This window comes from Ensifer sp. ENS09 (assembly GCF_014852425.1).
Taxonomy (GTDB): domain Bacteria; phylum Pseudomonadota; class Alphaproteobacteria; order Rhizobiales; family Rhizobiaceae; genus Ensifer.
The window spans coordinates 851,049-875,715 of the sequence record NZ_JACVBP010000003.1 but is presented as its reverse complement, the minus strand read 5'-3'; the positions used below and the strand labels follow the sequence as shown (position 1 = coordinate 875,715).

The window sequence follows — 24,667 nt, the reverse complement described above, 5'->3', positions numbered from 1 at the left end:
TTCCCAAACAGGTGAACTCACGCCAATTGCTGCCAGAAAACCTTTTGGCGGCGCTCCATTTCAGACCTGCACGTCTGTTCGCGGCACGAAGCAGCGACGAAAACCGGGCGGGAATTCTGAGCTTCCCGTTGTGGCGGGCGTTTTCGACCATCGTTATATTTCTTGAAATATAACAATTGGTAGGTTTCCCTGTGATGACGAGACCCGTTCGCGGATGCGCGACGCGCGCGGCCGTATCTCGAAGTGCCAGCAACTGCCCTAGCTACGGAACGCCCATGCCCACGTTGCCCCGTCTCAAATCCCACGGTGTCCCTCTGCCTGCTGCGGCCTTGTCCTTCGCTGCACGTCCGGATGGTCACACGCCCAGGATCAGTGCCCATCGCTTGCGGACCTGGGACATTGCCTCGACCTTTCATTGCTCGATCATCGGCACCTGCTTGACGTCAGGAGAATTGCGCCAGGTTCTGATCAGAGCCGGCCAGGATGATGCGCGCGCCGCGACCGACCATACCTTGCACGGCCGGGGCGTGTGGCTTGCTGGTCAACGGGATCAGGCGGCAAAGTTGCTCAACAAGGCGCTCGACAAACGCCACGAGAGCAGCATCAAGCGCATTCCCCGGCAGGCCGATCAAGACGACCTCCGCAACATCTGGCGCAGTTCCTTCGAGCGCGGCGACATCGCCGGCCCGTACTGGGCGCTGATGAGCCATCCGGGAACATCGCCCGAATTGATGCGCGAGATCTTCGGGGAAGTGCATATGCTGTCGCACTTGGTCGGCAGCGCAAGTCGTCTCGACATCGCACGACTGACCCAGCTGGAAAAGGAACTCGAACAGGAACGCGAAAGAACCGCGCGGCAGGAGACACGTCTGAAGGCGGCGGCCAATGAGCGTATCGCCTTGCAACAGCGCCTGCGGCAATCGGAAGAGAGAGCAATCCACGCCGAAGCAATCGCCGCGGCTGTCGCCCCCTCGGCGCGCATCGCAAGAAGCACGAGGGGTCTGTCTGAAGCCAAGGAAACGGACGACATCCGCAGCGAGGCCTTCGCCCAGCGCCTTGCCGCATCCGAGGAGAAATCCGCTGCTCTGCAGCGGGAACTGGAGCAAATGCAGGACCTGCGTTATGCGGTCCTGCGCGAGAACGAAGCCCTCGAGGCGGCAATAACAGCGCAAATCAGGGATGGCACCAACACGCCCCCCGCGCAGCTTACCGGCCCCGTGCTCTATGTCGGCGGCCGCCGCAATCTGTTTGATCACCTTCGCGCCTACGCAAGAATACGCGGCATCGACCTTCTCCTCCACGACGGAGGCATGGAAGATAGCACGACGCTCCTGCCTGCCCTCGTCGGGCAGGCAGCGACGATCCTCTTTCCGGTCGATCACATCAGTCACACCGCAGTGGGCCTGGTCAAACGCCTTTGCCGCGAGCAGCAAAAACAGTACCTGCCGCTTCGCTCCGCCGGGCTTGCCAGCTTCCTCACCGCCCTCAGCGGAGCCGGCGGAGCCTATGGACGTCTATAGCTCCGGTGATCTGTCCATGCCTGCGGTCGCGAGGGCCCCGTTCACCGGACGATCAGGAACACCCCACTGACGATGGCAAAGCCGAGGACGGCGATGCGCAGGCCGCGGCCGCCGATGCGGCCATGGACGTGTCTTGAAACCGCACTTCCAAGCAGTACCGCCGGCGTCAGATAAAGGGCGACGAGCAGTTGCTCTGACCCAACGCGCCCGGATATGGCCAGCACGGCGAGGGACATGACCTCGCCGACGAAGAAGCAAAGGGCGACCGTTGCCCTTAGGACCGGCGCCTTGGCGTGCTGGTAGAGCAGCGCAAGCGGCGGGCCGCCGATGCCCGTGGCGGTTTCAGTGACGCCGGTGAACAATCCCACCCCCAGTGCGCTCGGCCTGTTCGGCGTGAACGGCGGGGCGACGAGAGCGGCAACGGCTGCAACCACCGTAAACACACCGACGGCAAGATCCAGTTGTTCGATCGAAAGCGCTGCCAGCAGCCACAGGCCACCGAAAGTTCCCGCGAAGCGACCGATCGTGATCCAGGTCGCACCCGACCAGTCGACATGGGCACGCTCTCGCGCCGCCACGTGCAAATTGAGCGGCAGCATCAAGAGAAGCAGGGTCACCGGCAGCAGATCGGGCTTCAGCATCCCGACGATCGGCGCGACGATCAGGGCAAAGCCGATGCCGATCGACCCTTGAATGAAGGCCGAGACGAATGTCACGGCGGAGAGAACGGCAAGAAGACCAAAACTCATTGGTATTGCCCAAGACGACGGTGCGCTTCGGAGAGCGGGTGAATGCGCTGGATCGGCGCCTCGGCAATGGCGGTTGCCGTCTCACCGCGCACCTCTTCGAGAAGCGCCCGGGCATCCCAGTCGATCGGCCAGCCTTGCCACAGCCGAAGCTGGCCGTTGGTAAACACCGCGTCGATCTGATCGCGATTGCCGTAGCGGACGAGCTCCCACGTCAGATCGTGTGAGGGCGTGAACTCAGGCCGGTCGAGATCGACGAGCAGGAAATCGGCCGCAAGCCCCTCGGTGATCGATCCGGTCACACCGGAAAGGCCCGCAGCATCTGCGGCGCCGGACGTTGCCCGATCGAGCCAGAGCCAGCCGCCGCCGCAGGAAGAGTCCCCGGTTGCAAGACCGAAGCCCGCGCGCTGAAGGCCTTCGGCCGCATCCATCAGACGGAACGCGTCGGCGCGCGTTCCGTCCGTTCCAAGCCCGAACCTAATGCCGAGCGCTGCCATCTGCAGGGCTGGTGCGACGGCATTCCCCTTCCATAAGGTGGCAACGGGGTTGTAAGCGACGGCGGTGCCTGTCTTGCGCAAGAGATTGAGTTCATGCGGCGTGACGAGCGTCGAGTGTGCCAGCAGGACCTGAGGCCCAAGAACTCCCAGATCCGCCAGGTGCTCGATCGGTCGCCGTCCTATTGCTGCCAACGAGCGTTCAACGGCAACGAGATGTTCGTTCACATGGGTCTGGAACACGACCCCGGACGCAGCTGCCATTTCGGAAACCGCTTTAAGCATCCCGTCCGTGGCGGCCTCCGGGATCGAAATCGCCAGCGAGGGGTGGATCAGAGGGTTTCGTCTGTAGGCGGACACGTGCTCTTCGGCCAGACGCAGGATGGCGGCGGGTTCGGCGATCTCAGCACTTCCGGAAAGATCGTTGCAGATAAAGCCGACGACGCTTCGAAGCCCCACCTCCCCTGCAGCCCGCACCAGCGCGCCGACATGGCCCTTTGAGCGGGTACCGGCGTCAACGGCGGTGGTAAAGCCGCCGCGCAACGCTTCCCATGCGGCAAGCTTTGCCGACAGATAGACCATGCGCTCGTTGAGACTGCCTTCCAGCGGCACCCAGACCCGCCGGAAGATTTCCGACGGTTCTCCAAAGACGAGGGCCTTGCCGAGCGACTGGGTCAGGTGCGTGTGGGCATCGATGAAGCCAGGCATCAGCAGATGGTCGGGCAGGTCGATCGGGACAATTTCGGGGAAGTCCCGGGCGATTGCTTCCACCGTGTCGATCCGGTGGAAGATACCGTCGCGCACGACAATGGCATTTCCGCTGCGCGGGCCTTCGGGCAGAAGCACCTGCCCTGGGCGCAGCACGAGGTCGCCGGTTGTCGACAGTTGTTGGCGGATTGCGCTCACTCGCTTGCTCCTTGAGTGGTGGATTGCACAGGCGCCGTCGCGATCGCGGATCGTCCTGATTGGCCCCAATGCGAAAAAATGGCGTTGACGACGACGGCGGTGATCGTGCCTGCGGCAAGTCCGTTGCCGAGGATCATCTGCGTCCATTGCGGGAACTGACTGTAGACACCGGGCACAAGGATCGGCAGGAGCCCCATCGACAGGGCAGAAGCGAGCGTGAACATGGAGCCATGCTCACGCAGATCGACACGACGCAGGAGGTCGATCCCGATGACGCCGATAATCGAAAAGACGATGACGGCGGTGCCGCCGACGACGGCTTCAGGCAAGGCCGTGGCCATCCGGCCGATCGGCGCGAAGAGAGCGATGAGAACGAGGATGGCACCCGCCATTGCCGTCACATAACGGGACCTGACGCCGGTCGCGCGCACGATACCGACGTTCTCGCCGCTGGTGATGATCAGCGATGTGCCGAACAGGCCACCGACAAGCGACATCAGTGCATCGCCGCGGATGGTCGCAGGCACGATTGCATGGGCATCTCCCCGGCGGCCGACGATTTCAGCCGTCGCGATCGTCTGACCGGTCGCCTCCGCCATGGAAATGATCGAGAACACGATCAGCGGGATGGCTGCGACGAGGTCGAACTTCGGCATGCCGAAGGGGAATAATTGCGGAACGGCGATGACCGGCCCGTCAAACACGCCGGACAGATCCATGTGGCCGATGACGAGCGCGACGAGCGCACCCCCGACCAGCCCGAGCATGACGGCGAGCCGCTGGAGCGTTCCGGAAAAGAACCGCGCGGCAGCAACCGTCAGGATGATCGTGATTAGCGCCAGTCCAACCTCGACGGGTGCAGCGAAACCTTCGCTGCCAGGCTTTCCGGTGATGGTCACGCCATAGATGCGCACGAGATTGACCGAGACCAGCAGCAGCATCGTTCCAACGACGATCGGTGGAAAATAACGCAGCAGCCTGCGGAAGACCGGCAGTGCCAGAAAGTAAAAGAGGGCCGTTACGATGACGGCGCCGACGGCGGTCTGGACGTCGGTCTGCTGTGCGATCGCCAGAAAGATCGCAATCGGCGCGCCGCCCGGCACCATGACGAAAGGCAGGCGTGCGCCAAACCCCTTTGGCCCGAAGCTCTGCAGCATCGAGCCGAGACCACAGACGAAAAAGGTCGCGCTGATGAGCGAGACAGTCACTGCGTCCGAAAACCCAAGGGCCTTGCTGACAAGAAAGACGGCTGTGATTGGAGACGCGGCCATCACCAGCACGTGTTGAAGACCGAACAGGAACAGGCTGCGCAGCGGCAGCCTCTCATCGACCGGTTCGACCACTCCATTCATTTCACTTTGCATGTTTTTCCTCCTCCCGGCCTCCTCAAGCCGTTATGCAAATCGTTTTGCATGCGCATCCACTAACACAAAGTCGCGGCTTTGCAAATCGTTTTGCTTCAGTACGATCGGCGTGATAGGAGAGGTTGATCGGAGGACTGATGGGCAAACCTACTATCGCCGACCTTGCCAAGGTGGCCGGAGTGTCGGTCACAACTGTTTCGCACGCATTCAGCGGCCGGCGTTACGTCGAGCCGGAAACGCGCAAACGCATCGAGACGCTGGCGCAGGAGATGGGCTATCGTCCCAATCACCGTGCGCAGCGTTTGCGCACCGGCAGAGCCGGATCGATTGCGCTGGTTTCATCGATGCCCTTTGCGGTGGCCGCCGGACCGTCGAGGCTGGGTTTCCTCATGGAAATTGCCGCCGCCGCCGCAGTAACGGCTTTTGCCAGGGGCATTTCCCTTTGCCTCGTCCCGCCGCTCGGGCCCCGCGACCGCCTCGACGCGCTTGAGGTAGACGGGGCCATCGTCGTCGAGCCGGAACGGGACGACCCGGTGCTGGATTTCTTCTCCTCCCGCGGGACCGAAGTCGTGTGCATCGGGCGCGCGCCCGGCCGCAGCGATCTTCCGTTCGTGGATTTGCAGAGCACGGCCACCGCGCATCTGCTGCTCGATCACCTGTTTGCGGGCGACGGCCAGGTCGGTTTGATAACGGGTGAACAAAGGCGCAATTCCTACATCGAGATGGAGGCTGCCTATGCGCAGCGCATGGCCGGAAGCGGCTTTGCGCCGCTCGCCATTCGCATCGACGAACAGGGGGGCGAGCAGGCGGCGGCCATCGCCGCTGAAAGCTTGCTTCGCGCCAATCCCTCGATCTCCGCCCTTTGCGTGCCGGTCGACGCCTTTGCGACAGGCGTTGTCAACGCGGCCCATGCCACCGGGCGCCAGATCCCACGCGATCTACGGATCGCGACCCGCTACGACGGCATGCGGGCCAAGCTCGCCACCCCTCCACTGACAGCAGTTGATCTGCACCTTGGCGAGGTGGCCGCCGCCGCAGTCGACCTGCTCCTGGCGCAATTGGAGCAGGTGAACATCGAACCAGCGGATCTGCCGCCACCAGGGCTGATCCTGCGCCCCTCTTCGCTGGTTTCGCGTGATACCCTCTGAGCAAGGCTCAAGCCAAGAGCGCTGTGACCCGACATGCGCGCGGATGCCCGCATACTGCTTCACTCCGCGACGCGACCATTATGAGGTACGGCCACCGGCACCTCAAACCGATCTTGCCGGGGTCCGCCCGTTACCATCGTCGAGCACAGCGAAAACAACCGGAAGCCTCACTCGTGTCGGACACAGTTCGCCACGACGGATCGTCGGCTCATTTGGTTCCGACATGGGTCATTGAGACCAATCAGAACAATACCAGTTTAAAACCTAGGAAAAATTTTGCATAAGGGGTCGTCCGGAAAGGTGATCTCCCATGAACGATCAGACAGCGCTCGCGTTTCTTGCCAACCAAATGTCAGGCGAAAGCAGCGAGCCGCTCTATCGCCGTCTTGAAGAGGCTATCAAGCAGGCCATAAACGCATCGACACTCCGCCGTGGCGCCGTCATCCCCAGCGAGCGGGACTTGAGCGAGGGCCTTTCGATCTCGCGCGTAACGGTGCGCAAGGCGATCGAGGGCCTGGTTGCCGATGGCCTGCTCGACCGCCGTCAAGGCGCAAAGACCGTGGTTTCCTCACGCGTCGAGAAGTCGCTGGCGACGATGACGAGCTTTTCCGAAGACATGCGCTCGCGCGGGCTCGAACCCGGCTGCACCTGGATCTCCCGCGAAATCAGTCGCCCGTCACCGGCCGAAATGATGGCGCTCGGGATTCCGGCGGGCGAAAAAATCGTGCGCCTCCGACGCCTGAGAACCGCCAACGACACCCCGATCGCGATCGAAACGGCATCGCTCCCTGCCCGCTTCGTGCCGGACCCCGGTGCAATCGGCGCATCCCTGTACGAGTACCTCGCCACCCACGGCGCGCTGCCCGTCCGGGCACTGCAGCGCATGCAGGCCAAGCCCGCCAGCGAGGAGGAGCGGCGCCTGCTCGAAACGCCCGAAGGTACGAGCCTGCTCGTCATGGAGCGGCGCTGTTTCCTGGCCGACGGGCAGATCGTCGAGTTCACCCAGACCAAGTACCGGGGCGACGTGTACGACTTCGTCATCGAACTGATGAGATAATACCAGTATAATTCCTGTTGCAATCTGGTCTTACACTGCTACCGTTAGGCCTCCACTGGGAGAGCCTGCGTGACCTTCGACATCCATAGCCTCAAGCACGGCCTGATCGTTTCCTGCCAACCGGTGAAGGGCGGCGTCATGGACAATGCCGCCATGGTTGTCGGTTTCGCGTTGGCCGCGCTCGACGGCGGCGCAACCGCCCTTCGCATCGAGTCCGCGGACTATGTTCGCGCCGTGCGACAGGCGACCGATCGCCCGATTATCGGCCTCGTCAAGCGCGACCTGGACACGTCACCGGTCCGTATCACCCCCTTCATCGAGGACGTCGACGCTCTGGCCGCAGCCGGCGCCGATATCATCGCCTATGATGCCACGTCCCGTGAGCGGCCGGTTGCGACCAAGACGCTCGTCGAGCGCATCCACACCGCCGGCAAGATCGCCATGGCCGATTGCTCGGTCATTGCCGACGCCGAGCGCGCGCTTGTCGAAGGCGCGCAGATCGTCGGCTCCACACTTGCCGGGTACACGGGGCCGGTCGAGCCGACGGAACCGGACTTCGCCCTCATCGCCGCCATGCGCAGGCTGACCCCTCACGTGGTTGCCGAAGGCTGTGTGCGCACGCCCGAACAGGCCGCTCAGGCACTTCAGGCAGGCGCCTTCACCGTCGTCGTCGGCTCCGCGATCACGCGTCCCGAGCACGTGACGGCGTGGTTCCGGCAGGCGCTCGACGAAACGCTTGTCGGAAGCGAGGCTTGACCATGAGCAAGCCCCGGACCGTTCTTTCGATCGATGTCGGCGGCACGAAGATGCTCGCTGCCCTTGTCCGGGGAACAGAGATCGTCGACACGCACCGGATGCCGACGCCCCGCGAAGGCGACCCCGCGCAATGGCTGACCGTCCTCTTTGGGGCGATCGCGTCCTGGCGCGGTGCCTATGGCTCGGTCGGCGCCGCGGTTACCGGTATTGTCGATAACGGCCAATGGTCGGCGCTCAATCGCAAGACCCTCGATATCCCCGACGGCTTTGCTCTGACGGAAACGATCGAGCGGCTCGCAGGTGTGCCGGTGCTGGCTGCAAACGACGCCCACGCGGCCGCCTGGGGCGAATACGCTTTCGGCGCAGGCAACCGCGAAGACATAGTCTTCCTGACGATCTCCACCGGCATCGGCGGGGGCGTCGTCCTGAACGGGCGCCTGCTCGAAGGGCTTGCCGGACACTTCGGCCAGTCGCGCAGCGCCGAATGGCCAGATGACGCCCTTGAAGACCACATTTCCGGCCACTGGATCGCCAGGCAGGCAGCCCCTCACCAATCGGGCGCAACCGCTCGCGACGTCTTTTCCGCCGCTCGCGACGGACACGACTGGGCGAGGCAAATCATAGCAACATCCGCAGAGCGAACCTCTTTGCTCTGCCGCAACATCCAGCTTTCGCTGGACCCGAGGCGCATCGTTATCGGCGGTAGCATCGGTCTGGCCGAAGGTTATCTCGCCGCCGTCGACCGCGGACTGGAAGCAGTGCCGCCACGTCTTCGACCGTCGCTACACGCCGCCGCCCTTGGGGAGAATGCAGGGGTGATCGGCATCGCTGATCTTGCAGAGCGTCAACAAAACTTGAGGGAGAACCAAAGATGACATTTGCGACCACGAAAAGACATGCACTGCTTGCGGCCGCGGGCATTGCCGGGCTGCTGGCGGCAACGCCAGCCCTTGCGGAAGTGACCGTTCTCGGCTGGCCGGGCGGCCCGGAAGAGACAGCGCTGCGTGCCGCTGCCGATGCATACAACGCCAAGTCCGATGTCGCCGAGAACGACAAGGTCGAACTTCTGTTCTTCAACCGCGACGGCTTCTGGGACAAACTGCAGGCCGACCTCGCCGCCGGCTCGAAGGCCTTCGATCTCAATCTGCTTGCCACCTATTCGATCGGCCGCTATGCGCCGTTCATGGAGCCGGTCGAGCTCTCGAGCGAAGCCAAGGCGGTCTACGGCGATTCCGTTCTGTCGACCATGCAGTACCAGGGCAAGCAATATGGCGTGCCGACCGATCTCTCGCTCCATTTCATGTATTTCCGCAAGGATCTGATCGAGGCCCTGCTGAAGGATGACGCCGGCAAGGCGAAATATGCCGAGATCTCCGAGAAGTATCTTGGCAAGAAGCTGGAGCCGAAGACCCCGGACGAATGGACCTGGGACGATTACGCCGCCACCGCGCTCTATTTCACCCAGGCCGTCAACCCGGACAGCCCGACCCGCTACGGCACGGTGCTGCAGCTCAAGAACCTGCTGTTCAACATCATGGTCTGGCAGTCGGTACCGCGCGCCTATGGTGCCAACTGGATGGACGACAGCGGCAAGATCACCGTCAACTCCGATGCCTATCGCAAGGGCCTCGAGATCTACAAGCTGCTCTACGACAATGGCGCGACCCCGAAGGACTCGCTGTCCTACGAGTTTGCCGAAGCGAATGCAGCCTTTGCCTCCGGCCAGGTGGCCGCAATGCTGCAATGGAATGCGGCGGCCGGCGACCTGACGAGCAAGGAAAAATCGCCTGCCGTTGCCGACGTGACCGAAACGGTTGCGCCCCCTGCAGGTCCCGAAGGGCGCTTCACCCACATCCACGGCCTCGGTTTCGGCCTCAACAAGAATGCCGAAAACAAGGAGGGGGCGGCCAAGTTCCTGAAGTGGCTGTCTTCCAAGGAAGCCGCACTCACCTACGCCAAGAACAACGGCGCGCCGGCCCTGACACCTGAGGTGGTTGCCGAAGTTGCTGAATCCCGGCCTGATCTCGTCAAGCTGGGCGAATTCGCCGGCAAGTACGGTTACGTCATGAACGGCGCTACGTCGGCCAAGGCGCTTTCGGTCTACGAGCTGCAGGCCAAGGAGTTCACCGGCTACTGGTCCGGCCAGCAGTCGATCGACGACGCTCTCGCCAATACCGAAAAGGGCATGGCAGACCTGCTGAAGTAAGTGAAAGGCTGCGGTGGCCGACAGGACGCCGCAGCCCTCGACGACAAGCGGGTACTGGGGAAGCTCCTCCGCTCTCAAGGATGTGGGCTGGCAAGAGCTCCCGCAACAGGCGCGAAAAAGAGGACCGAGGAAACAGCTTGCGTCCCCTTGCCCGTCCGACAACAGACACAGATCGGTGCCATGACGATAGCCAGACCGCAATCCAATGCCCCTGAATTCCGGCTGCTCGCCACGCCGCTCGTCCTCTTCCTGCTCGTGTTTCTGGGCTTCCCGGCCCTCGTCAATCTGATCTATTCGGTCTCCGAGGTTTCCTTCGAAACGCTGCGCGAGCCGGCATTTACGGGGTTCAAGAATTTCCTCTCGGTCTGGAACGACGCGGCCTTCTGGCAGGCGAGCTGGTTCTCGCTGCGCTTCGGCTTGCTGACCGCCATTCTCGAATGTCTTTTCGGCCTGTTTCTGGCGATATTCCTGTCGCCGCTGATCGAAAAACGGAGCTGGCTGATGGCGATCCTGATGCTGCCGCTGATGGTCGCTCCGGCGCTGGTCGGCCTGATGTACCGCCTTGTCCTGCACGAGTTCGTCGGCCCGGTGCCCTACTATCTCTGGACCTATTTCGGCGCCAGCATCTCGTTCCTTGGGCCTGGCTCCGCTTTCTGGACCCTGGTCGTCGTTGAGACGCTGCAGTGGACACCGTTCACGCTGCTGCTTTTCTACATGGCCTATCAGGCAATCCCCTCCGAGATTGCCGAAGCGTCCGCCATGGATGGTGCCAGAAGCCTGCAGCGCCTGTGGTTCATCGAACTGCCGATGATGGGACCGACGATCGCGGCCGCCCTGCTTATCCGCTTCATCGACGGCTTCCGGGTCTTCGACAATGTCTATGTGCTGACCGGCAGCGGTCCCGGCGGATCGACGGCATCGCTATCGATCTACATCTACGAGGCCTTCTTCAAACAGGGCGCCATCGGCAAGGCGGTTGCCGCCTCGGTCGTCCTGTTTATCGCCTCGTTCGCCGTGCTCTACGGCCTCAATGCTCTCGCCAGCCGGCGCAAAGGAGCCAAGCGATGATCACAGCGCTCCGTTGGCTGGTTTTTGCGATTGCCGCCATCGCCTTGAACTTTCCGGTACTGGTGACACTTTCCACCTCGTTCAAAAGCGCGCGCGAGCTTTCCGGCAATCCTGGTCTTTGGGTCCAGGCACCGACATTCGAGAACTACCGCGCCGTCTTTGAGGTCTCCGACCGGCTGAACATCTTCCTCTATTTGTTCAATAGCCTCGCGGTGGCGCTGATGGGCACGGTGCTTGCCGTGGCGCTGGCGCTTCCGGCAGCTTACGCGATCGCCCGCGGCAGGATCGGCGAACGCACGCTTCTGCCCTTCATCGTCAATCTGCGCGCCGTACCGCTGATCATCTTCGCGATCCCGCTTTACATGATGTTCCAGTGGCTGGCGCTGCTCGATACGCGCCTGGGGCTCGGGCTGATCCTCACGATCGTCAACCTGCCGCTCGCACTCGTCATTCTCGTCAATGCCATCCGGGACCTGCCTTCAGAACTCGACGAGGCTGCTCTCATGGACGGTGCGAACCGCACGCAGATCCTCATCAAGGTCGTGACGCCGCTCTGCCGGCCGGCGATCGTCACCAGCCTGATCTTCGGCTTCATCACCGCCTGGAACGAGTTCCTCTTCGGCCTGATGCTGACGACCTCCAAGGCTGTTCCGGTCACGGTCGGCGCATCCTTCTTTTTCGCCGCAAGCGGCGGTGGCGTGCAATGGGGTGTCGCCTCGGCCGTGATGATCGTCGGCGCTCTTCCACCAATGCTGCTCGGCCTTGTCATGTACCGCCAGATCAGCGGATCGATGACCGCCGGCGCGGTCAAGGGTTGATAGTCCAGGAGACACGCATGGGTACGATTTCGCTCAAGAAAGCCGGCAAGCGCTACGGCGCGGTGGAGATCATCCGGGAGCTCGACCTCGAGATCGCCGACGGGGAATTCGTCGTCATCGTCGGGCCCTCCGGCTGCGGTAAGTCCACGCTGCTGCGGATGATCGCAGGCCTTGAGGCGACGACCGCTGGGCAGATTCTCATCGATGGCCGGGATGTGACGTCGGCTTCACCGGTCGATCGGCAGCTCGCCATGGTTTTCCAGTCCTACGCGCTCTATCCGCACATGACGGTGCGGCAGAACATGGGCTTCGGACTGCGGCTTGCCAAGCTGCCGGCGGCAACCGCCAAGGCCAAGATCGAGGCCGCGGCAGAAACGCTCAAGCTCACGTCGCTGCTCGACCGCTACCCCAGGGAGCTCTCCGGTGGCCAGCGCCAACGCGTCGCCATCGGCCGGGCGATCGTGCGTGAGCCGGTCGGCTTCCTCTTCGACGAACCGCTTTCAAACCTTGATGCGGCGCTGCGGGTCGATATGCGGCTTGAGATCGCCAAGCTGCATCGCACCCTCGGCGCCACCATGATCTATGTGACCCACGACCAGGTGGAGGCGATGACGCTCGCCGACAGGATCGTGGTGATGAAGGACGGGCGGATCATGCAGCAGGGTCGCCCGAGAGACCTCTACGAAAAACCGGCGAACCTTTTCGTGGCGCAGTTCATCGGCAGCCCGAAAATGAACCTCCTGCCCTGCCGGCGCGACCAGGGCGACCGTCTCGACCTGAGCGGCGAAGGCAATCTGACGCTTCCCATGTCGGGGATGGCTGAACCCGAGCAATTGGGGGCGCGACCCGAGCACCTGGCGCTGGTTGCACCGGAGAGCGGTCACTGCCGCGGCGTCGTCGAGGCGAGCGAATATCTCGGCGGCAATATGAGCGTCTTCGTTCGCGCCGGCCGGCTCGGCCTGATCAACGTCAGTGCACCGGCCGACACGCCTTTCCAGGTCGGCGAAGCCGTCGGGATCCGGATCGATGAGAACCGGTCGTCGCTGTTCGATAGCGCGGGCGCGGCGATTGGCGCCTGGCGCTAGAGCGTCCGCCTCTGGTCTGTGAGCAGAGGAAGTCCGCAAGCCGTCTTGTCCTGCCCTTGGCCGCTGTCGCTGCACCATCCGCAAGGATGAAGGGCCTGTGACCTCAGGCGATTAAGGTTCATCAAGCAGTCCCCCTCCTCGGATAAAGGAGGGGCCATCCTTCATCGTTGGGGACATTGCTGGAACTCCAGCGCGCTCTACTTCTTCTCCATCTCTTGGCGGAGGAACAAAGATGTCTGTAACGGCGAGACCTCGAGCGGCATCCGCTCCGGCCGGGAAAACAGAGCCGGCAGCGGCCAAGCGGGCGGGATCAGGGAATCACTGGATCAGGAAGGCCGACGCCGACCAGACGAGAGCAAGCTTTCCCGAACTCTTCTTCGATCTCGTTTTTGTCTTCGCCCTTGTCCAGCTCGCAAAGACGCTCGCCACTGATTTTGGCCCGACTGCCCTTGCCGAGGCTGCTCTTCTCATCCTGGCGATCTGGTGGATCTGGATCCACACGACGTGGGTCACAAATCTGCTCGACACCGAGCAGGATCCGGTGCGGCTGATGCTCTTTCTCTTGATGTTCGGCGGCATTCTTCTGGCAATCGCCTTGCCGGGCGCGTTTGCAGACCATGGCTTTGCCTTTGCAATGATCTACTGCAGCATGCAGATAGGGCGGTCCGTGTTCATGCTCTTCGCCTATCGTCGTGTCGACGCCGCATCCTTCCGGACCTTCCTGCGCATTACCTTGTGGCTGGTCCTTGCGAGCCTGTTCTGGCTGGTGGGCTCGCAAATGGAGACGACGGCGCGAATTGCGTTGTGGAGTGTTGCCCTCCTCATCGAATACCTGGCTCCGGCCCTAAGGTACTATCTTCCAGGTCTTGGGAGATCGGCACCCGAGACGCTGGACGTTTCCGGCAAGCACATGGCGGAACGCTGCGCCTTGTTTGTGATTATTTGCCTGGGCGAAACGATCCTGACGACCGGGCGCAACGCCGCAGAGCACATGACGGACGACATGACCTTTGCCGTCTTTTGCAGCGCGTTCCTAAGCACCGGCTTCATGTGGTGGATCTACTTCCACCACGGGCAGGAGAAAGCCGCCGACAAGGCGGAAGCGACGTCGAAACCGGAAGCACTGTCCCTCAATCTGTTTACGTATGGCCACTTGCCAATCGTATCCGGCGTCATTCTGACGGCGGTCGGCGAGGACTTCAGCCTGTCTCACGCCGAAGAAGAAAGCACGATGAAAACCGCCTTGGCGGTCCTCGGCGGTCCGGCGCTGTTTTTGGCCGGCAACATCTGGATAAAGTTGGCCGCGGCGCGCCAGTTCCCGATTTCACACGTTGTCGGGCTCGCCGGCCTGGCCGCCGCGGGCATGCTTTTTGCTGTTGCCGCCAACTATCACCTGCAGTTTCTTGCGACGGCCATCCTCTTTGTCGTTGCCATCTGGGAGTATCTGGCATTGCGCGGTGCGTCGGCTTCGACAGCGTAACCGGGACGACAAACTGACGGGGCGACCTCCGAGAGACATGCGCGCCGTTGCTTAATGCTGAACGCGCCGGCCGATCGACACGACATAAGGCAGCGTTTCCACCACGCTCCCGAGTGCGTGAATTGCAGTTTCATGTTGGTATGACTAAACATCGTGGAATGTTGGCTGATCTCAATCTCAATCTCCTGCGCTCGTTCTTCCTGATTGCAAAGGAGCGCAGCCTGACACGGGCCGCGGCGCGGCTTAACATGAGCCAGCCGTCGGTCAGCCAGGCACTCCAAAGGCTGGAAGAGCAACTGGGGTGCCAGTTGGTGCTTCGAGGCAGCCGCAAGTTTGAACTGACAGCGCCCGGGCAGAAGGTCTTCGAAGAGTGCAGCGAAATCTTCGAGGCCGTCGAGCGTATCGCCCAGCGAACGCAGGAACGGGCAGTCGAGGAATTCGGCGAGGTCCGGATCCAGATCATCTCAAACCTTGAATCGCCGCTCGTCAACGAAGCCCTCAGGCTCTACCACCAGCGCTACCCCTCCGTCACCTGGACGGTCGAGGTCCAGAACAGCCAGGATACGATCAAACGCATCCAGGCGGAAAAGTGTGGCATCGGCTTCTGTCTGCTTTCCCGTCCCGTCTTCAGCCTCAGTTGCCAGCTTCTCTTCCGGGAGGAATTCAGCGTCTATTGCGGCGCGGAGCACCCCTTCTTCGGGCGCAAGGAGGTGGAGAAGCGTGAACTGCGGCAGGAGTCCTTCGTATCGTTTACCTGCGCGACCGAAGGCATGGGGCTCGAGCCGATGGCGGTGTTGAGCCAAAGTCTTGGCCTTGGCGAACGCATCAGCGGCCAGAGTCCAAACCTGGAGGAAGTCCGGCGGATGATCGTGGCTGGCCTCGGGATCGGCATCCTGCCTTTGACGGCGGTTCACGACGAAGTCGCCAAGGGCCTTCTCTGGCCGCTCGAGATCAAGGGATTTCCGCTTGGCGCGGATGTCTTCCTCGTGACACATCCCGAATGCGACTATTCCCGCGCGGAGCGACACTTCCTCGACCTCATCAAGGAACTGCGCATTCTTTACCCCGACATGCACTAGGGGGCGCCCAGGGCGCCCCCTAGCTCAAGGGTCAGCGGTCGGCCCGTGCAACAACCGAATGGAGAAGGACGTTGAGGCCCGGCGCCAGATCGTCACGGTCGCAGTCTTCCTCGTTGTTGTGCGTGATGCCTCCCTTGCAGGGCGTGAAGATCATCGCTGTCGGGCAGTGGCGCGCAAGGAAATAGGCATCGTGCCCGGCCTGAGACTGGATATCGCGCCAATCATAGTCCATGCGGACGGCTTGAGACCGGATGCCGTCAACCATGGACCGGTCGAAAATGTCGCCGCCCCAAAACCACTCATCCTCGATCACCGCCTCGCAACCCGCGCGGGCAGCGCTTTCGAAGACTGCACGGCGCATCTTTTCGCCCATCACGCGTGCTGTCGCTGGATCAGGATGTCGCACGTCGCAGATGGCTTGCGCGGTGTCGGAGAGGATGCCCGGCTTGTTCGGCCAGGCGGCAAGCCTTGCGCCCGTCGCCTTACCGTCGCCGACGGCAAAGTCCCACCCGATATCGTCCACCGCGGTCAGCCAACGGGCCCCGGCGATCAGCGCGTTGCGCCGCAGATCCATTGGCGTCGGCCCCGTATGCGCGGTTTTGCCTTCGAAGCGCACCCGCATGCCGTAGCTTGGGTAGCCGCCGGTGACCACGCCGACGTCGCGCCCCTCAAGATCAAGGATGGGGCCCTGTTCGATGTGCAGCTCATAGTAGGCATCGATCTCACCGCCACGACACGGCCGGTTGCCATTGTAGCCGATGCGCTCCAGTTCATCGCCGAAGCGCGCACCGTCATCGGCGATCAGATTGCGTACCCAGTCAGCCTCATAAGCGCCGACGAAGCAGCCGGACGCCACCATGGGCGGCGAGAACCGCGCACCTTCCTCGTTCGTCCAATCGACGACAACGATCGGACGGCGAGTGACGTGGCCGGCATCGTTGAGCGTGCGGATGACCTCAAGCCCAGCAAGGACGCCCGCGATGCCATCGAAGCGACCACCGTTGATCTGGGTGTCGAGATGGCTGCCGATCAGGACGGGCGGCAAGGAAGGATCAAGTCCTTCCCGGCGGCCGAAGATGTTTCCAAGTTCGTCGATCTCGACACTCAGTCCCGCGTCCCGGCACCAGGTAACGAAAAGGTCGCGCATCTGGCGGTCGGCATCCGTCAATGTCAGACGGGCAAGGCCCCCCGGCCTGCCCTGACCGATCTCGGCGGAGCTTTCGATGGTCGACCAGAAGCGATCGATATCGACACGGGTATTGGGTGCGAACGACATGGTTCACCTTTCAGATGCGATTGCGGAGGGTCTCATCACATGCCGAACGACATCAGCGTCATAAGGCCCGGGAACAGGACAAGCAGGAACATGATGAGCGTCATGACGCCGATGAACGGCAGGAGATAGCGGAAGGAGGCGGACATCGGTATGCCCCCGGTGCGGCAGGCGGCCATAAGGTCGATCCCGAGCGGTGGCGTGTTCGCGCCGATCGCCAGGTTAATCGTGAGCAGCACGCCGAAATAGACCGGATCGATCTCGAATGCCCTGAGCACCGGCAGGAAGACTGGCGCCAGGATGAGGATGATCGCGATCGATTCCATGAACGTTCCGAGCACCAGAACCGCGAGCATCATCAGCATCAAGGCGACGGTGGCACTTTCGGTCGCGCCTGTAATGGCGTTGACCACGAGTTGCGGCACCTGCTCGACCGTAAGGATCCAGCCGAAGACCGAAGCGGCGGCTATGACGATGAGGATCGAACCGGTCATCTCCGTCGTGTCGCGCAGAAGCGTGAAGACCTTTTCGAGCGAAAGTCGGCGGTAGACCAATGTACCCACAAGAAGCGCATAGGCGACGCCGATGCCTGCAGCTTCCGTCGGCGTGAAGATACCGAAGCGGATGCCACCGACGATGATCACGGGTGCAAGCAGCGCCAGTACGGATTCACGCAGCGCCTCTGACAGCCGGCCCCAGCTAAAGGGCTCGCCGCCCTTCCAGCCGTTCTTGCGCGAGATCCACCAGGCAACAACCATCAAACCGAGTCCGAGCAAGATGCCAGGGCCGATGGAATGGATGAACAACTGGCCGATGGACGTGCCGGTTGCCGTGCCGTAGACGATGAGCACGATCGACGGCGGAATGACCGTGCCGAGCGATCCGGCGCAGCCGAGGCCCGCAGCGGAGAAGCCCGGATCGTATCCGCGTTCCTTCATCGACGGCAGCAGCATCGAACCGATCGCGACCACATCGGCGACGCCCGAACCGGAGAGCGATCCGAACATCATGCAGGCAGCGATCATCACGATCGCAAGACCGCCGGTGCGCTGGCCGACGACAGCCGCACAGAGATTGACGATCCGCGGTGCAAGGCCCCCATGCACCATCAGCAGGCCGGCGAGCAGGAACAAGGGAATGGCAAGCAGCGTAAAGCTGTCGATACCGGCAACCATGCGCTGCGCGACCACCATCACCGGAAGTGCGTCGCCCACCAAGAGATAGGCGACCGAAGACAGGGCAAGCGCGATCACAATCGGCGCGTCGATGAGCAGAAGCACGACGAAGACGAGAAAGAGAACGATAAGCGCCAGGCTCATTTGCGAAGCTCCATGGCGAGAAGGGCGACGAAGGCGAGAGCGGCGGTGACCGGAAGGGAGAGATAGACGAGGCCGGCAGGCCAGCTCAGCACCGTCGTTTCGTGCGACCAGGTGAGTGCCGTGATCTTCCATCCAGACCAGAAGACGACCGCCAGGAACAGGAAGGCGGAAACGCGCGCAAGCAGCGCAAGAATAGCGCGCAGCCGGCCCGGCGCGACGATGAGATCCGTAAGGCCCGCGCACAGATGTGTGTTGCGCACGAACGCCGAGATCGCGCCGATGAATGTTACCCAGACGAGCAGCAGGCGTGGAATTTCTTCCGACCAGCGCGGGGTAAAGGAGAACGCATATCGGCAGATGACGACATAGACGATGATGGCGGTAAAGGTGGCGATTGCCAGGCCACCAATGGTGCCTGCTGCCCTGTCGATGGCAGTGGCAATGCGCGATTGCGGCATCGGTTGACTTTGCATGGAAGATCTCGCTGGTGTCAGAAGGACGGGCCGGTGAAACGCGCCGTCCTGCCCGCCGGTGGCGGGCAGGACGGAATGCGTCACTTGCGATAGCTGTCCATGATGGCGAGCAACTCGGGACCGAAAACGTCCTTTTCGTTCTCCCAGATCGGCTTCAGCGCCTCGACGAAAGCGGCCTTGTCGACTTCGTTGAATTCCATGCCCTTCGACTTGAGCTTCTCGATCAACGCGACCTCGTTGTCGGCAACCATCTGGCGCTGGGCATTGCCCCACTTGACGGCCGCATCCTTGACGATCGCCTGATCCTCGGGCGAAATCTGGGCCCAGGTCATGCTCGATACCGTGAGGCAGGCCGCACCCCAGATATGGCCGGTCATCGAAACGTACTTCTGCACTTCGAAGAAGGAGGAAGCGTCGATGATCGACAGCGGGTTCTCCTGGGCATCGAAAACGCCCTGCTGCAGGGCCGAGTAGAGTTCACCGAACGCGAGCGGTGCCGGCTGCGCGCCGAGCAGTTCGAATGTGGCGAGCCGCACCTTGTCCGGCGTCACGCGGATCTTGATGCCAGCAAGGTCAGCAGGCTTGGTGATCGGATGCTTGCTGTTGGTAATATTGCGGAAACCGTTTTCCCACCAGGCAAGCACCTCGATGCCCTTGGGACGAAGCAGATCGGCAAGCGTCGTACCCAGCTTGCCATCGAGCGCTGCAAACGCCTGCTCGCGACTGGTCCAGGCGTAAGGCATTTCAATGATGCCGAACTTCGGCTCGACGAACTGGAAGGAACCACTGCCGATCAGACCGGCCTGGACCGTGCCGATCTGCATGCCCTCGATGACTTCCTTCTCCGTGCCAATCTGGCCCGAGGGGAAGATTTCGATCTTCACGCGGCCCTCGGTCTTTTCGGCCACTTCCTTGGCGAAGTCAGTGGAAGCCTTATGCCAGCTGTGCGTATCGGCAAGCACGTGCCCAAGACGGATCGTGGTTTCGGCCATCGCGGCGGAGTGAGTGGAAAGACCGATGATGCCTGCCATCATCGTCGCGGCCAGGCCGCGCGAAATCTTCGAAATGCCCAGTTTCATTGCACCCTCTTTTTGTTGCATTTGTTCTGGGCACATTAGGCAGACAGGACCGACCATAGACAAATAGCCAGTCCCAATGGAAAGCATTGCGTCTGCTTATGCGACGCAACGCAATTTTCTGTGGCAATCGCTCGCCTCATCCGATCGTTGCAATGCACTCGATCTCGATGTCGAACAGCGCCCAGGGCTTGATCGCGACGCAGCTTCGAGCTGGAAATCGGTCGGGGAAGTACTCCCGATACACCGCGTTCATTTCACCGGCCAAAGCATTGTCTGTGATAAAAACAAGTGATTTGAAGACGTTATCAAGCGACGACCCGGCGTGCCGGAGCGTAAAGGACAGTGCCTCCAGGCAGGCGCGCGTCTGGGTCGCGATATCACCTCTGACGATTTCCCCCGTCTTGAGATCGATTGGCGGCATTCCGCAGGTGTAGAGAAGTCCATCGACACGAGAGAGAGCAGACGTGGGCGCACCGAGTTTTCGGATCGCTTCCGAAATCACAGGAATTTCAATAAGTTCATGCTTCATGCTTCGTCGTTCTCCTTGCCTGGCTGCAGGTAGCGTTCGTGTCTTATTGCATAGCCTCGAGGCGATGGGGACCACATGGGCAGAGCGCCAAACGCGACCAAGCGGCGCTCGGCATCCATAAGTCACGTCCACGGCCATGGCCGACTTCGGCCGCGATCGCCGGTTCCGCTCGCCCCACCCCGAAGCGGGAGGCGGCTTGCCTGGCCGACCGTCCTCCCCGATGACGCCGCCGCTGGCCGTCAGGCGCTGACCCAGTCGTCGAGCATGGTCAGACACCGAGCGGTCGAGCGGCAGGAGAAGCCGCGTTTAAATCTGGAATCATCCCGACTATGCCCCTTGCGCAAACCATGACCCGGTTGGATACAGATAGCCCCTCACCGATCTCGCTGCGCTTAGATCACGACAGGTCCGCCGCACAGGCCCAAAGCAACTCCGGAACACTGACATGCCAGTCGTCGCCTCCTACATGTATCGTTCGGGCAAGCGCGCCGAAGAAATCCCGCTTGCCGCCAAGCCATTCGAAGCATCAGGTGACGACTTCGCCTGGATCGGGTTGACTGAGCCGACAAAGGAGGAAATGGCCGATCTTCAGGCCATGTTCGCTCTTCATCCGCTCGCGGTCGAAGACGCCCTCAGCGGCAATCAGGTGCCGAAGGTGGACATCTACGGCGATCAGTTGTTCGTCATCGTCAAAACCGCCCAGCTTGAGGGTGACAAGATCACCTACGGCGAAACCTGCATTTTCGTGGGGAAACATCACCTGATTTCTGTTCGCCATGGGTCTGCCCGCTCCCATAAGGAGTTGCGCCAACAGCTGGAACAGTCGCCGAAGTTCCTTGAGCACGGCCCGGACTACGTCCTGCACGGCATTATCGACTTTGTCGTTGACGGCTATTTGCCCGTCGTCGAGACGCTCGAGGATAAGGTTCTGGAGCTCGAGAAACACGTCCTTGTGTCCTTTCTGCAGCCCGAGCAGATCAGGCGCATCTTCCGCATGCGCCGCCACGTCATCCGCTTTCAGCGGGTGCTCGGGCCGATGGGAGAGGTGGCGGGGAAGCTCACCCATTTCGAGCTGCCCTGCATCGACGACAATGCCAAGCCCTTCTTCAAAGATGTTCTTGACCATGTGAGACGTGTGGAAGGCCTGGTCGGCGGCCTTCGCGAGATCATGACATCCGTGTTCGAAGCGTCCAATCTCCTGGAGCAGCAGCGCCAAGGCACCATCACACGGCAGCTTGCAGCCTGGGCGGCAATCCTTGCCGTGCCGACCGCCATTGCCGGCATCTATGGGATGAACTTCGAGCACATGCCGGAGCTTGCGACCCGCTACGGCTACTTTGCCGTCCTCGGTGTCATTGCGACGCTTTGCTCAATCCTCTACTGGCGGTTCAAGAGGTCGGGCTGGCTGTAAGGGCCGCGCCGCCTTGCAACTCCGCCGCATGCCCCGCCAACGTCACGTCGAAGACAGGTTGCGCGCTCCGGAAAATTCGGTCCGAAAGTCCGGACGCCGTCCAAGGTCGTTGGACGCCGCCGAGGGCTTCGCCCACAGCGAGCCCTGCCTGGATGGCATCCTCGTGGAAACCTGAACCGAAATACGAACCGCAAAACCAGGTATTGGACTGCCCTTGCAGCGACCAAAGCTGCTTCTGTGCCGCAAGGGTGGCCGCGTTAAAGAGCGGATGCTGATAGAAGCCGCGCCAGAACACCTTGTGCTCTTCCGGCGGATGCAGCGGGCTGAGCGTCACGAAGAGCGGGCGCCGGCTCTCAATGCCTTGAAGCCTGTTCATCCAGTAGGTCACGCAGGGCTTGCGCCGCTCGCCGCCCTCGCGACCCGAGCACGCCAGGTAGTTCCAGCTCGCCCAGACGCGATTTCGCTGCGGCATCAGGCTCTCGTCGCTATGAAGAATTGTTTCGTTCACCCCATAGGAAAAGGCGCCTAAGGTCTCGGCCTCTCGTTTCGAACGGTCGACCAGAAGCTCGAGCGCGTCGTCGGCATGGGCGCCGATCACGACGTGGTCGTACCATTCCGGTTCCGCGCCTGGCACCGTTATCTCTACCGCGCCGTTCAGCCGTCGGATCGCCGTCACGGGCGCTTTCAAACGGATGCGATCGTGAAAGGAAGCGGTAAGCCGTTCGACATAGGCGCGGCTGCCACCATCAACGGTCCGCCAGACAGGGCGGCGAAAGAACTTCAGGAGACCGTGGTTTTCACAAAACCGGACGAAGGAAACCGCGGGATAGTTGCCGATCTCGAGCGCCGGCGTCGACCAGATCGCGGCTGCCATCGGATAGAGATGATCCTCGCGGAAGGCTGTTCCAAAGCCCGCACCATTGAGGTAGTCGTCGAGGCTCGCCGAGGGGTCGAGGTCCCGCACGCCCTCCGGCGCCTCCCTGTAGAAACGCACCAGATCGCGCAGCATCGACCAGAAGCGCGGACTTGCAAGATTCCTGCGCTGCGCGAAAAGACCGGCGAGGCTGGTTCCCGAGTATTCGAGAAGGCCGTCATCCATAGAGACGGCAAAGGACATGTCCGAGGCCTTCGTCGGCACATCAAGGTGGCGAAACAGTGCCGTCAGGTTCGGATAGGTCAGTTCGTTATAGACGATAAAGCCGGTATCGACCGCCGCGCCATCCGCGTCCACCGTGTGGCAGTGCCCGCCGATGCGGTCGTCTGCCTCAAACACCGTCACCTCATGACGCTGAGACAGCAGCCAGGCAGCGGAAAGACCAGCGATACCCGTGCCCACCACGGCGACTTTGAGGGGCCGGTCGGACCGCGAAATATGGCGCATTGGAAACCTTCCTGCCGCTGTCGATTTGTCTCGTAGTTTCTGTAATTCTACGCGTGCGGAGCCCGTCCGGATCACCGTCGTTCAATAATTCCGAGCCGGTGATCCGCAGAAGCAACCGCCGCGTAAAAAGGCGCATGTATGGTAGCCCGACCGACATCGACGAAAAGGCTGGAAATGGCACGCCGCCAAAGCGGTACGCCATGGTGAGCCTCATTGAAAACCGGCAGGCGCCGACCCCCGAAGAGCTGATCGACCTTATCAAGGCCGTCTCGCGCGACCGGGACCGCCAGGCCTTTGCGCTGGTCTTTCAGCACTTTGGGCCGCGATTGAAGACATACTTCCTACGGTTGACCGTTTCATCAGGTCTGGCAGAGGATCTCGTACAGGAGACGATGCTGAACGTCTGGCGCAAGTCCTCCTACTTCGACCCCGCGCGCGCAGGCGTTGCGACATGGATCTTTACGATCGCCCGCAACATTCGCATCGATCATCTGCGCCGCCAGCGCGATCCGTCAAAGCTGCCACCCGATCCGGAGGAGATGCCTGCTTCCGTCGAAGAACACGTCCTTGGCGCCGAGCGCGATGAGCGGGTCCGTCGCGCGCTCGCAGAACTCTCGGCCGAGCAGCAGACGATAATCCGCCTTTCCTATTTCAGCGAGAAATCACAGAGCGACATAGCCGCGGAACTGGGCATTCCGCTCGGCACCGTGAAATCGCGAACACGCCTGGCGATCAACCGCCTCCGCACGCTTTTGGAAGACCAGACATGACCGCCAATCACCACGCAACGGATGAGACCCTGATGCGCTTTGCAGCCGGCACACTCGCTGCGGGACCGGCAATCGTTGTTGAAGCCCATCTGGCGCAATGTACCGCCTGTCGTGCGCGCGTCGGTGAATATCAGGCATTGGGTGGGGCACTCCTCGAAGATACGTCTCCGACCTCTCTTTCGGCGACCGCACTGAGCGACGTCCTTGCGCTCATCGAAGCGGAGGAAGCGATCGACGCGCCCGCAACGCGTCCCCTCGCTCCGCTTGAGATCGACGGCGTTGTGCTTCCGGAGGCACTGCGCGGTTGCGATATCGGACGCTGGCGCTGGATCGGCCCGGGCATGAAGATGAGCCGGGTCGAAGTGCCGCACGATCCCGACGCCAATCTCATTCTCCTGAAGGTTGGGCCCGGCCGGGCCCTGCCCGATCACGGGCATGTCGGTACCGAGTTCACCTTCATCGTCTCGGGCTCCTACACAGACCGGTTCGGAACCTTTCAACCCGGCGATCTTGCCGAAATGGACGAGGACGTGGAGCACCAACCGATCGTCGACCAGGACGATGAATGCGTTTGTCTAGCTGCCATGGAAGGAAAGATGCGCTTCAAGGGGATGATCGGACGGATGCTGCAGCCAATCTTCGGGATCTGAGCCATGGTACCGGCAGCCTTCTTCCTCCTGCTCGCTACCGCCCCTTCCCTTGCGA

23 protein-coding genes are annotated in these 24,667 nt (G+C 61.9%); 14 read left to right on the top strand and 9 right to left on the bottom strand.

The genetic code is table 11. The features are described 5' to 3' along the window. Window positions 1–452 precede the first annotated feature (452 nt). On the top strand, window positions 453–1,520 hold the full coding sequence (locus IB267_RS19220; protein ID WP_192449021.1) for a DUF2325 domain-containing protein: 1,068 nt from the start codon (window positions 453–455) through the stop codon (window positions 1,518–1,520). 41 nt (window positions 1,521–1,561) lie between these two features. On the opposite strand, the gene IB267_RS19215 is transcribed toward IB267_RS19220, so the two are convergent. Genes IB267_RS19215 through IB267_RS19205 form a run of 3 tightly spaced genes read right to left on the bottom strand, consistent with a single transcriptional unit; the run spans window position 1,562 to window position 5,030 of the window. After that, a complete protein-coding gene (locus IB267_RS19215) occupies window positions 1,562–2,269 on the bottom strand; it encodes a sulfite exporter TauE/SafE family protein (protein WP_043621646.1) in 708 nt (235 codons plus the stop codon). After that, the gene (locus IB267_RS19210; RefSeq protein ID WP_192449020.1) at window positions 2,266–3,666 is read right to left on the bottom strand and encodes an amidohydrolase family protein; all 1,401 of its coding nucleotides are present in this window, start codon (window positions 3,664–3,666) and stop codon (window positions 2,266–2,268) included. Before IB267_RS19210 ends, IB267_RS19215 begins: the two co-directional genes overlap by 4 nt. Further along, window positions 3,663–5,030, bottom strand: a complete 1,368-nt coding sequence (locus IB267_RS19205) for a uracil-xanthine permease family protein (RefSeq protein WP_192449019.1) — start codon at window positions 5,028–5,030, stop codon at window positions 3,663–3,665. Before IB267_RS19205 ends, IB267_RS19210 begins: the two co-directional genes overlap by 4 nt. A 122-nt stretch (window positions 5,031–5,152) precedes the next feature. Here IB267_RS19205 and IB267_RS19200 point away from each other — a divergent pair, with 122 nt between their 5' ends. The 10 genes from IB267_RS19200 to IB267_RS19155 all read left to right on the top strand — a co-directional run bounded on the left by IB267_RS19200 (window position 5,153) and on the right by IB267_RS19155 (window position 15,727). Further along, window positions 5,153–6,178 carry a substrate-binding domain-containing protein gene (locus IB267_RS19200; RefSeq protein WP_246810709.1) on the top strand — a complete coding sequence of 342 codons (1,026 nt, stop codon included), beginning with the start codon at window positions 5,153–5,155 and terminating at the stop codon, window positions 6,176–6,178. Window positions 6,179–6,488: 310 nt separating this feature from the next. Beyond that, window positions 6,489–7,235 (top strand): GntR family transcriptional regulator, encoded by a 747-nt coding sequence (locus tag IB267_RS19195; protein ID WP_192449018.1) that lies wholly within the window; start codon window positions 6,489–6,491, stop codon window positions 7,233–7,235. Between the two features lie 69 nt (window positions 7,236–7,304). Beyond that, complete coding sequence (locus IB267_RS33465) at window positions 7,305–7,991, top strand: N-acetylmannosamine-6-phosphate 2-epimerase (protein WP_371742569.1); 687 nt, start codon at window positions 7,305–7,307, stop codon at window positions 7,989–7,991. A 2-nt stretch (window positions 7,992–7,993) separates the two neighbouring features. Continuing rightward, window positions 7,994–8,866, top strand: coding sequence for an ROK family protein (locus tag IB267_RS33460; RefSeq protein WP_192449017.1), 873 nt, complete (start codon window positions 7,994–7,996; stop codon window positions 8,864–8,866). Then, window positions 8,863–10,197 (top strand): extracellular solute-binding protein, encoded by a 1,335-nt coding sequence (locus IB267_RS19180; RefSeq protein WP_043621630.1) that lies wholly within the window; start codon window positions 8,863–8,865, stop codon window positions 10,195–10,197. The genes IB267_RS33460 and IB267_RS19180 overlap by 4 nt, the downstream gene beginning before the upstream one ends. A gap of 180 nt (window positions 10,198–10,377) precedes the next feature. Further along, window positions 10,378–11,265 carry a carbohydrate ABC transporter permease gene (locus IB267_RS19175; RefSeq protein ID WP_192449016.1) on the top strand — a complete coding sequence of 296 codons (888 nt, stop codon included), beginning with the start codon at window positions 10,378–10,380 and terminating at the stop codon, window positions 11,263–11,265. Beyond that, complete coding sequence (locus IB267_RS19170) at window positions 11,262–12,083, top strand: carbohydrate ABC transporter permease (RefSeq protein WP_192449015.1); 822 nt, start codon at window positions 11,262–11,264, stop codon at window positions 12,081–12,083. Before IB267_RS19175 ends, IB267_RS19170 begins: the two co-directional genes overlap by 4 nt. A gap of 17 nt (window positions 12,084–12,100) precedes the next feature. Next, on the top strand, window positions 12,101–13,168 hold the full coding sequence (locus tag IB267_RS19165; RefSeq protein WP_192449014.1) for an ABC transporter ATP-binding protein: 1,068 nt from the start codon (window positions 12,101–12,103) through the stop codon (window positions 13,166–13,168). Window positions 13,169–13,400: 232 nt separating this feature from the next. Beyond that, window positions 13,401–14,648: a low temperature requirement protein A gene (locus IB267_RS19160; protein ID WP_192449013.1), complete on the top strand. Its 1,248-nt coding sequence runs from the start codon at window positions 13,401–13,403 to the stop codon at window positions 14,646–14,648. 158 nt (window positions 14,649–14,806) lie between these two features. Further along, window positions 14,807–15,727 (top strand): LysR family transcriptional regulator, encoded by a 921-nt coding sequence (locus tag IB267_RS19155; protein ID WP_192449012.1) that lies wholly within the window; start codon window positions 14,807–14,809, stop codon window positions 15,725–15,727. 31 nt (window positions 15,728–15,758) lie between these two features. Here the strand turns inward: IB267_RS19155 and IB267_RS19150 are convergent, their stop codons facing one another. The 5 genes from IB267_RS19150 to IB267_RS19130 all read right to left on the bottom strand — a co-directional run bounded on the left by IB267_RS19150 (window position 15,759) and on the right by IB267_RS19130 (window position 20,400). Beyond that, entirely contained in the window at window positions 15,759–17,003 is a 1,245-nt protein-coding gene (locus IB267_RS19150; RefSeq protein WP_192449011.1) for a Zn-dependent hydrolase, read from the bottom strand. A 35-nt stretch (window positions 17,004–17,038) separates the two neighbouring features. Continuing rightward, window positions 17,039–18,319 carry a TRAP transporter large permease gene (locus tag IB267_RS19145; protein ID WP_192449010.1) on the bottom strand — a complete coding sequence of 427 codons (1,281 nt, stop codon included), beginning with the start codon at window positions 18,317–18,319 and terminating at the stop codon, window positions 17,039–17,041. Then, window positions 18,316–18,792, bottom strand: coding sequence for a TRAP transporter small permease (locus IB267_RS19140; protein ID WP_192449009.1), 477 nt, complete (start codon window positions 18,790–18,792; stop codon window positions 18,316–18,318). The genes IB267_RS19145 and IB267_RS19140 overlap by 4 nt, the downstream gene beginning before the upstream one ends. Before the next feature lie 80 nt (window positions 18,793–18,872). Then, on the bottom strand, window positions 18,873–19,871 hold the full coding sequence (locus tag IB267_RS19135; RefSeq protein ID WP_192449008.1) for a DctP family TRAP transporter solute-binding subunit: 999 nt from the start codon (window positions 19,869–19,871) through the stop codon (window positions 18,873–18,875). 136 nt (window positions 19,872–20,007) lie between these two features. After that, on the bottom strand, window positions 20,008–20,400 hold the full coding sequence (locus IB267_RS19130; protein ID WP_192449007.1) for a RidA family protein: 393 nt from the start codon (window positions 20,398–20,400) through the stop codon (window positions 20,008–20,010). A gap of 445 nt (window positions 20,401–20,845) precedes the next feature. On the opposite strand from IB267_RS19130, the gene IB267_RS19125 reads away from it, so the two are divergent. After that, on the top strand, window positions 20,846–21,811 hold the full coding sequence (locus tag IB267_RS19125; RefSeq protein WP_192449006.1) for a magnesium and cobalt transport protein CorA: 966 nt from the start codon (window positions 20,846–20,848) through the stop codon (window positions 21,809–21,811). Here the strand turns inward: IB267_RS19125 and IB267_RS19120 are convergent. Continuing rightward, on the bottom strand, window positions 21,789–23,192 hold the full coding sequence (locus tag IB267_RS19120; RefSeq protein WP_192449291.1) for an NAD(P)/FAD-dependent oxidoreductase: 1,404 nt from the start codon (window positions 23,190–23,192) through the stop codon (window positions 21,789–21,791). The genes IB267_RS19125 and IB267_RS19120 overlap by 23 nt on opposite strands. On the opposite strand from IB267_RS19120, the gene IB267_RS19115 reads away from it, so the two are divergent. Both IB267_RS19115 and IB267_RS19110 read left to right on the top strand, forming a co-directional pair. Beyond that, window positions 23,192–23,962 (top strand): sigma-70 family RNA polymerase sigma factor, encoded by a 771-nt coding sequence (locus tag IB267_RS19115; protein WP_246810708.1) that lies wholly within the window; start codon window positions 23,192–23,194, stop codon window positions 23,960–23,962. The genes IB267_RS19120 and IB267_RS19115 overlap by 1 nt on opposite strands. Continuing rightward, window positions 23,959–24,612 (top strand): ChrR family anti-sigma-E factor, encoded by a 654-nt coding sequence (locus IB267_RS19110; protein WP_192449005.1) that lies wholly within the window; start codon window positions 23,959–23,961, stop codon window positions 24,610–24,612. The genes IB267_RS19115 and IB267_RS19110 overlap by 4 nt, the downstream gene beginning before the upstream one ends. The last annotated feature ends 55 nt before the right edge of the window (window positions 24,613–24,667 follow it).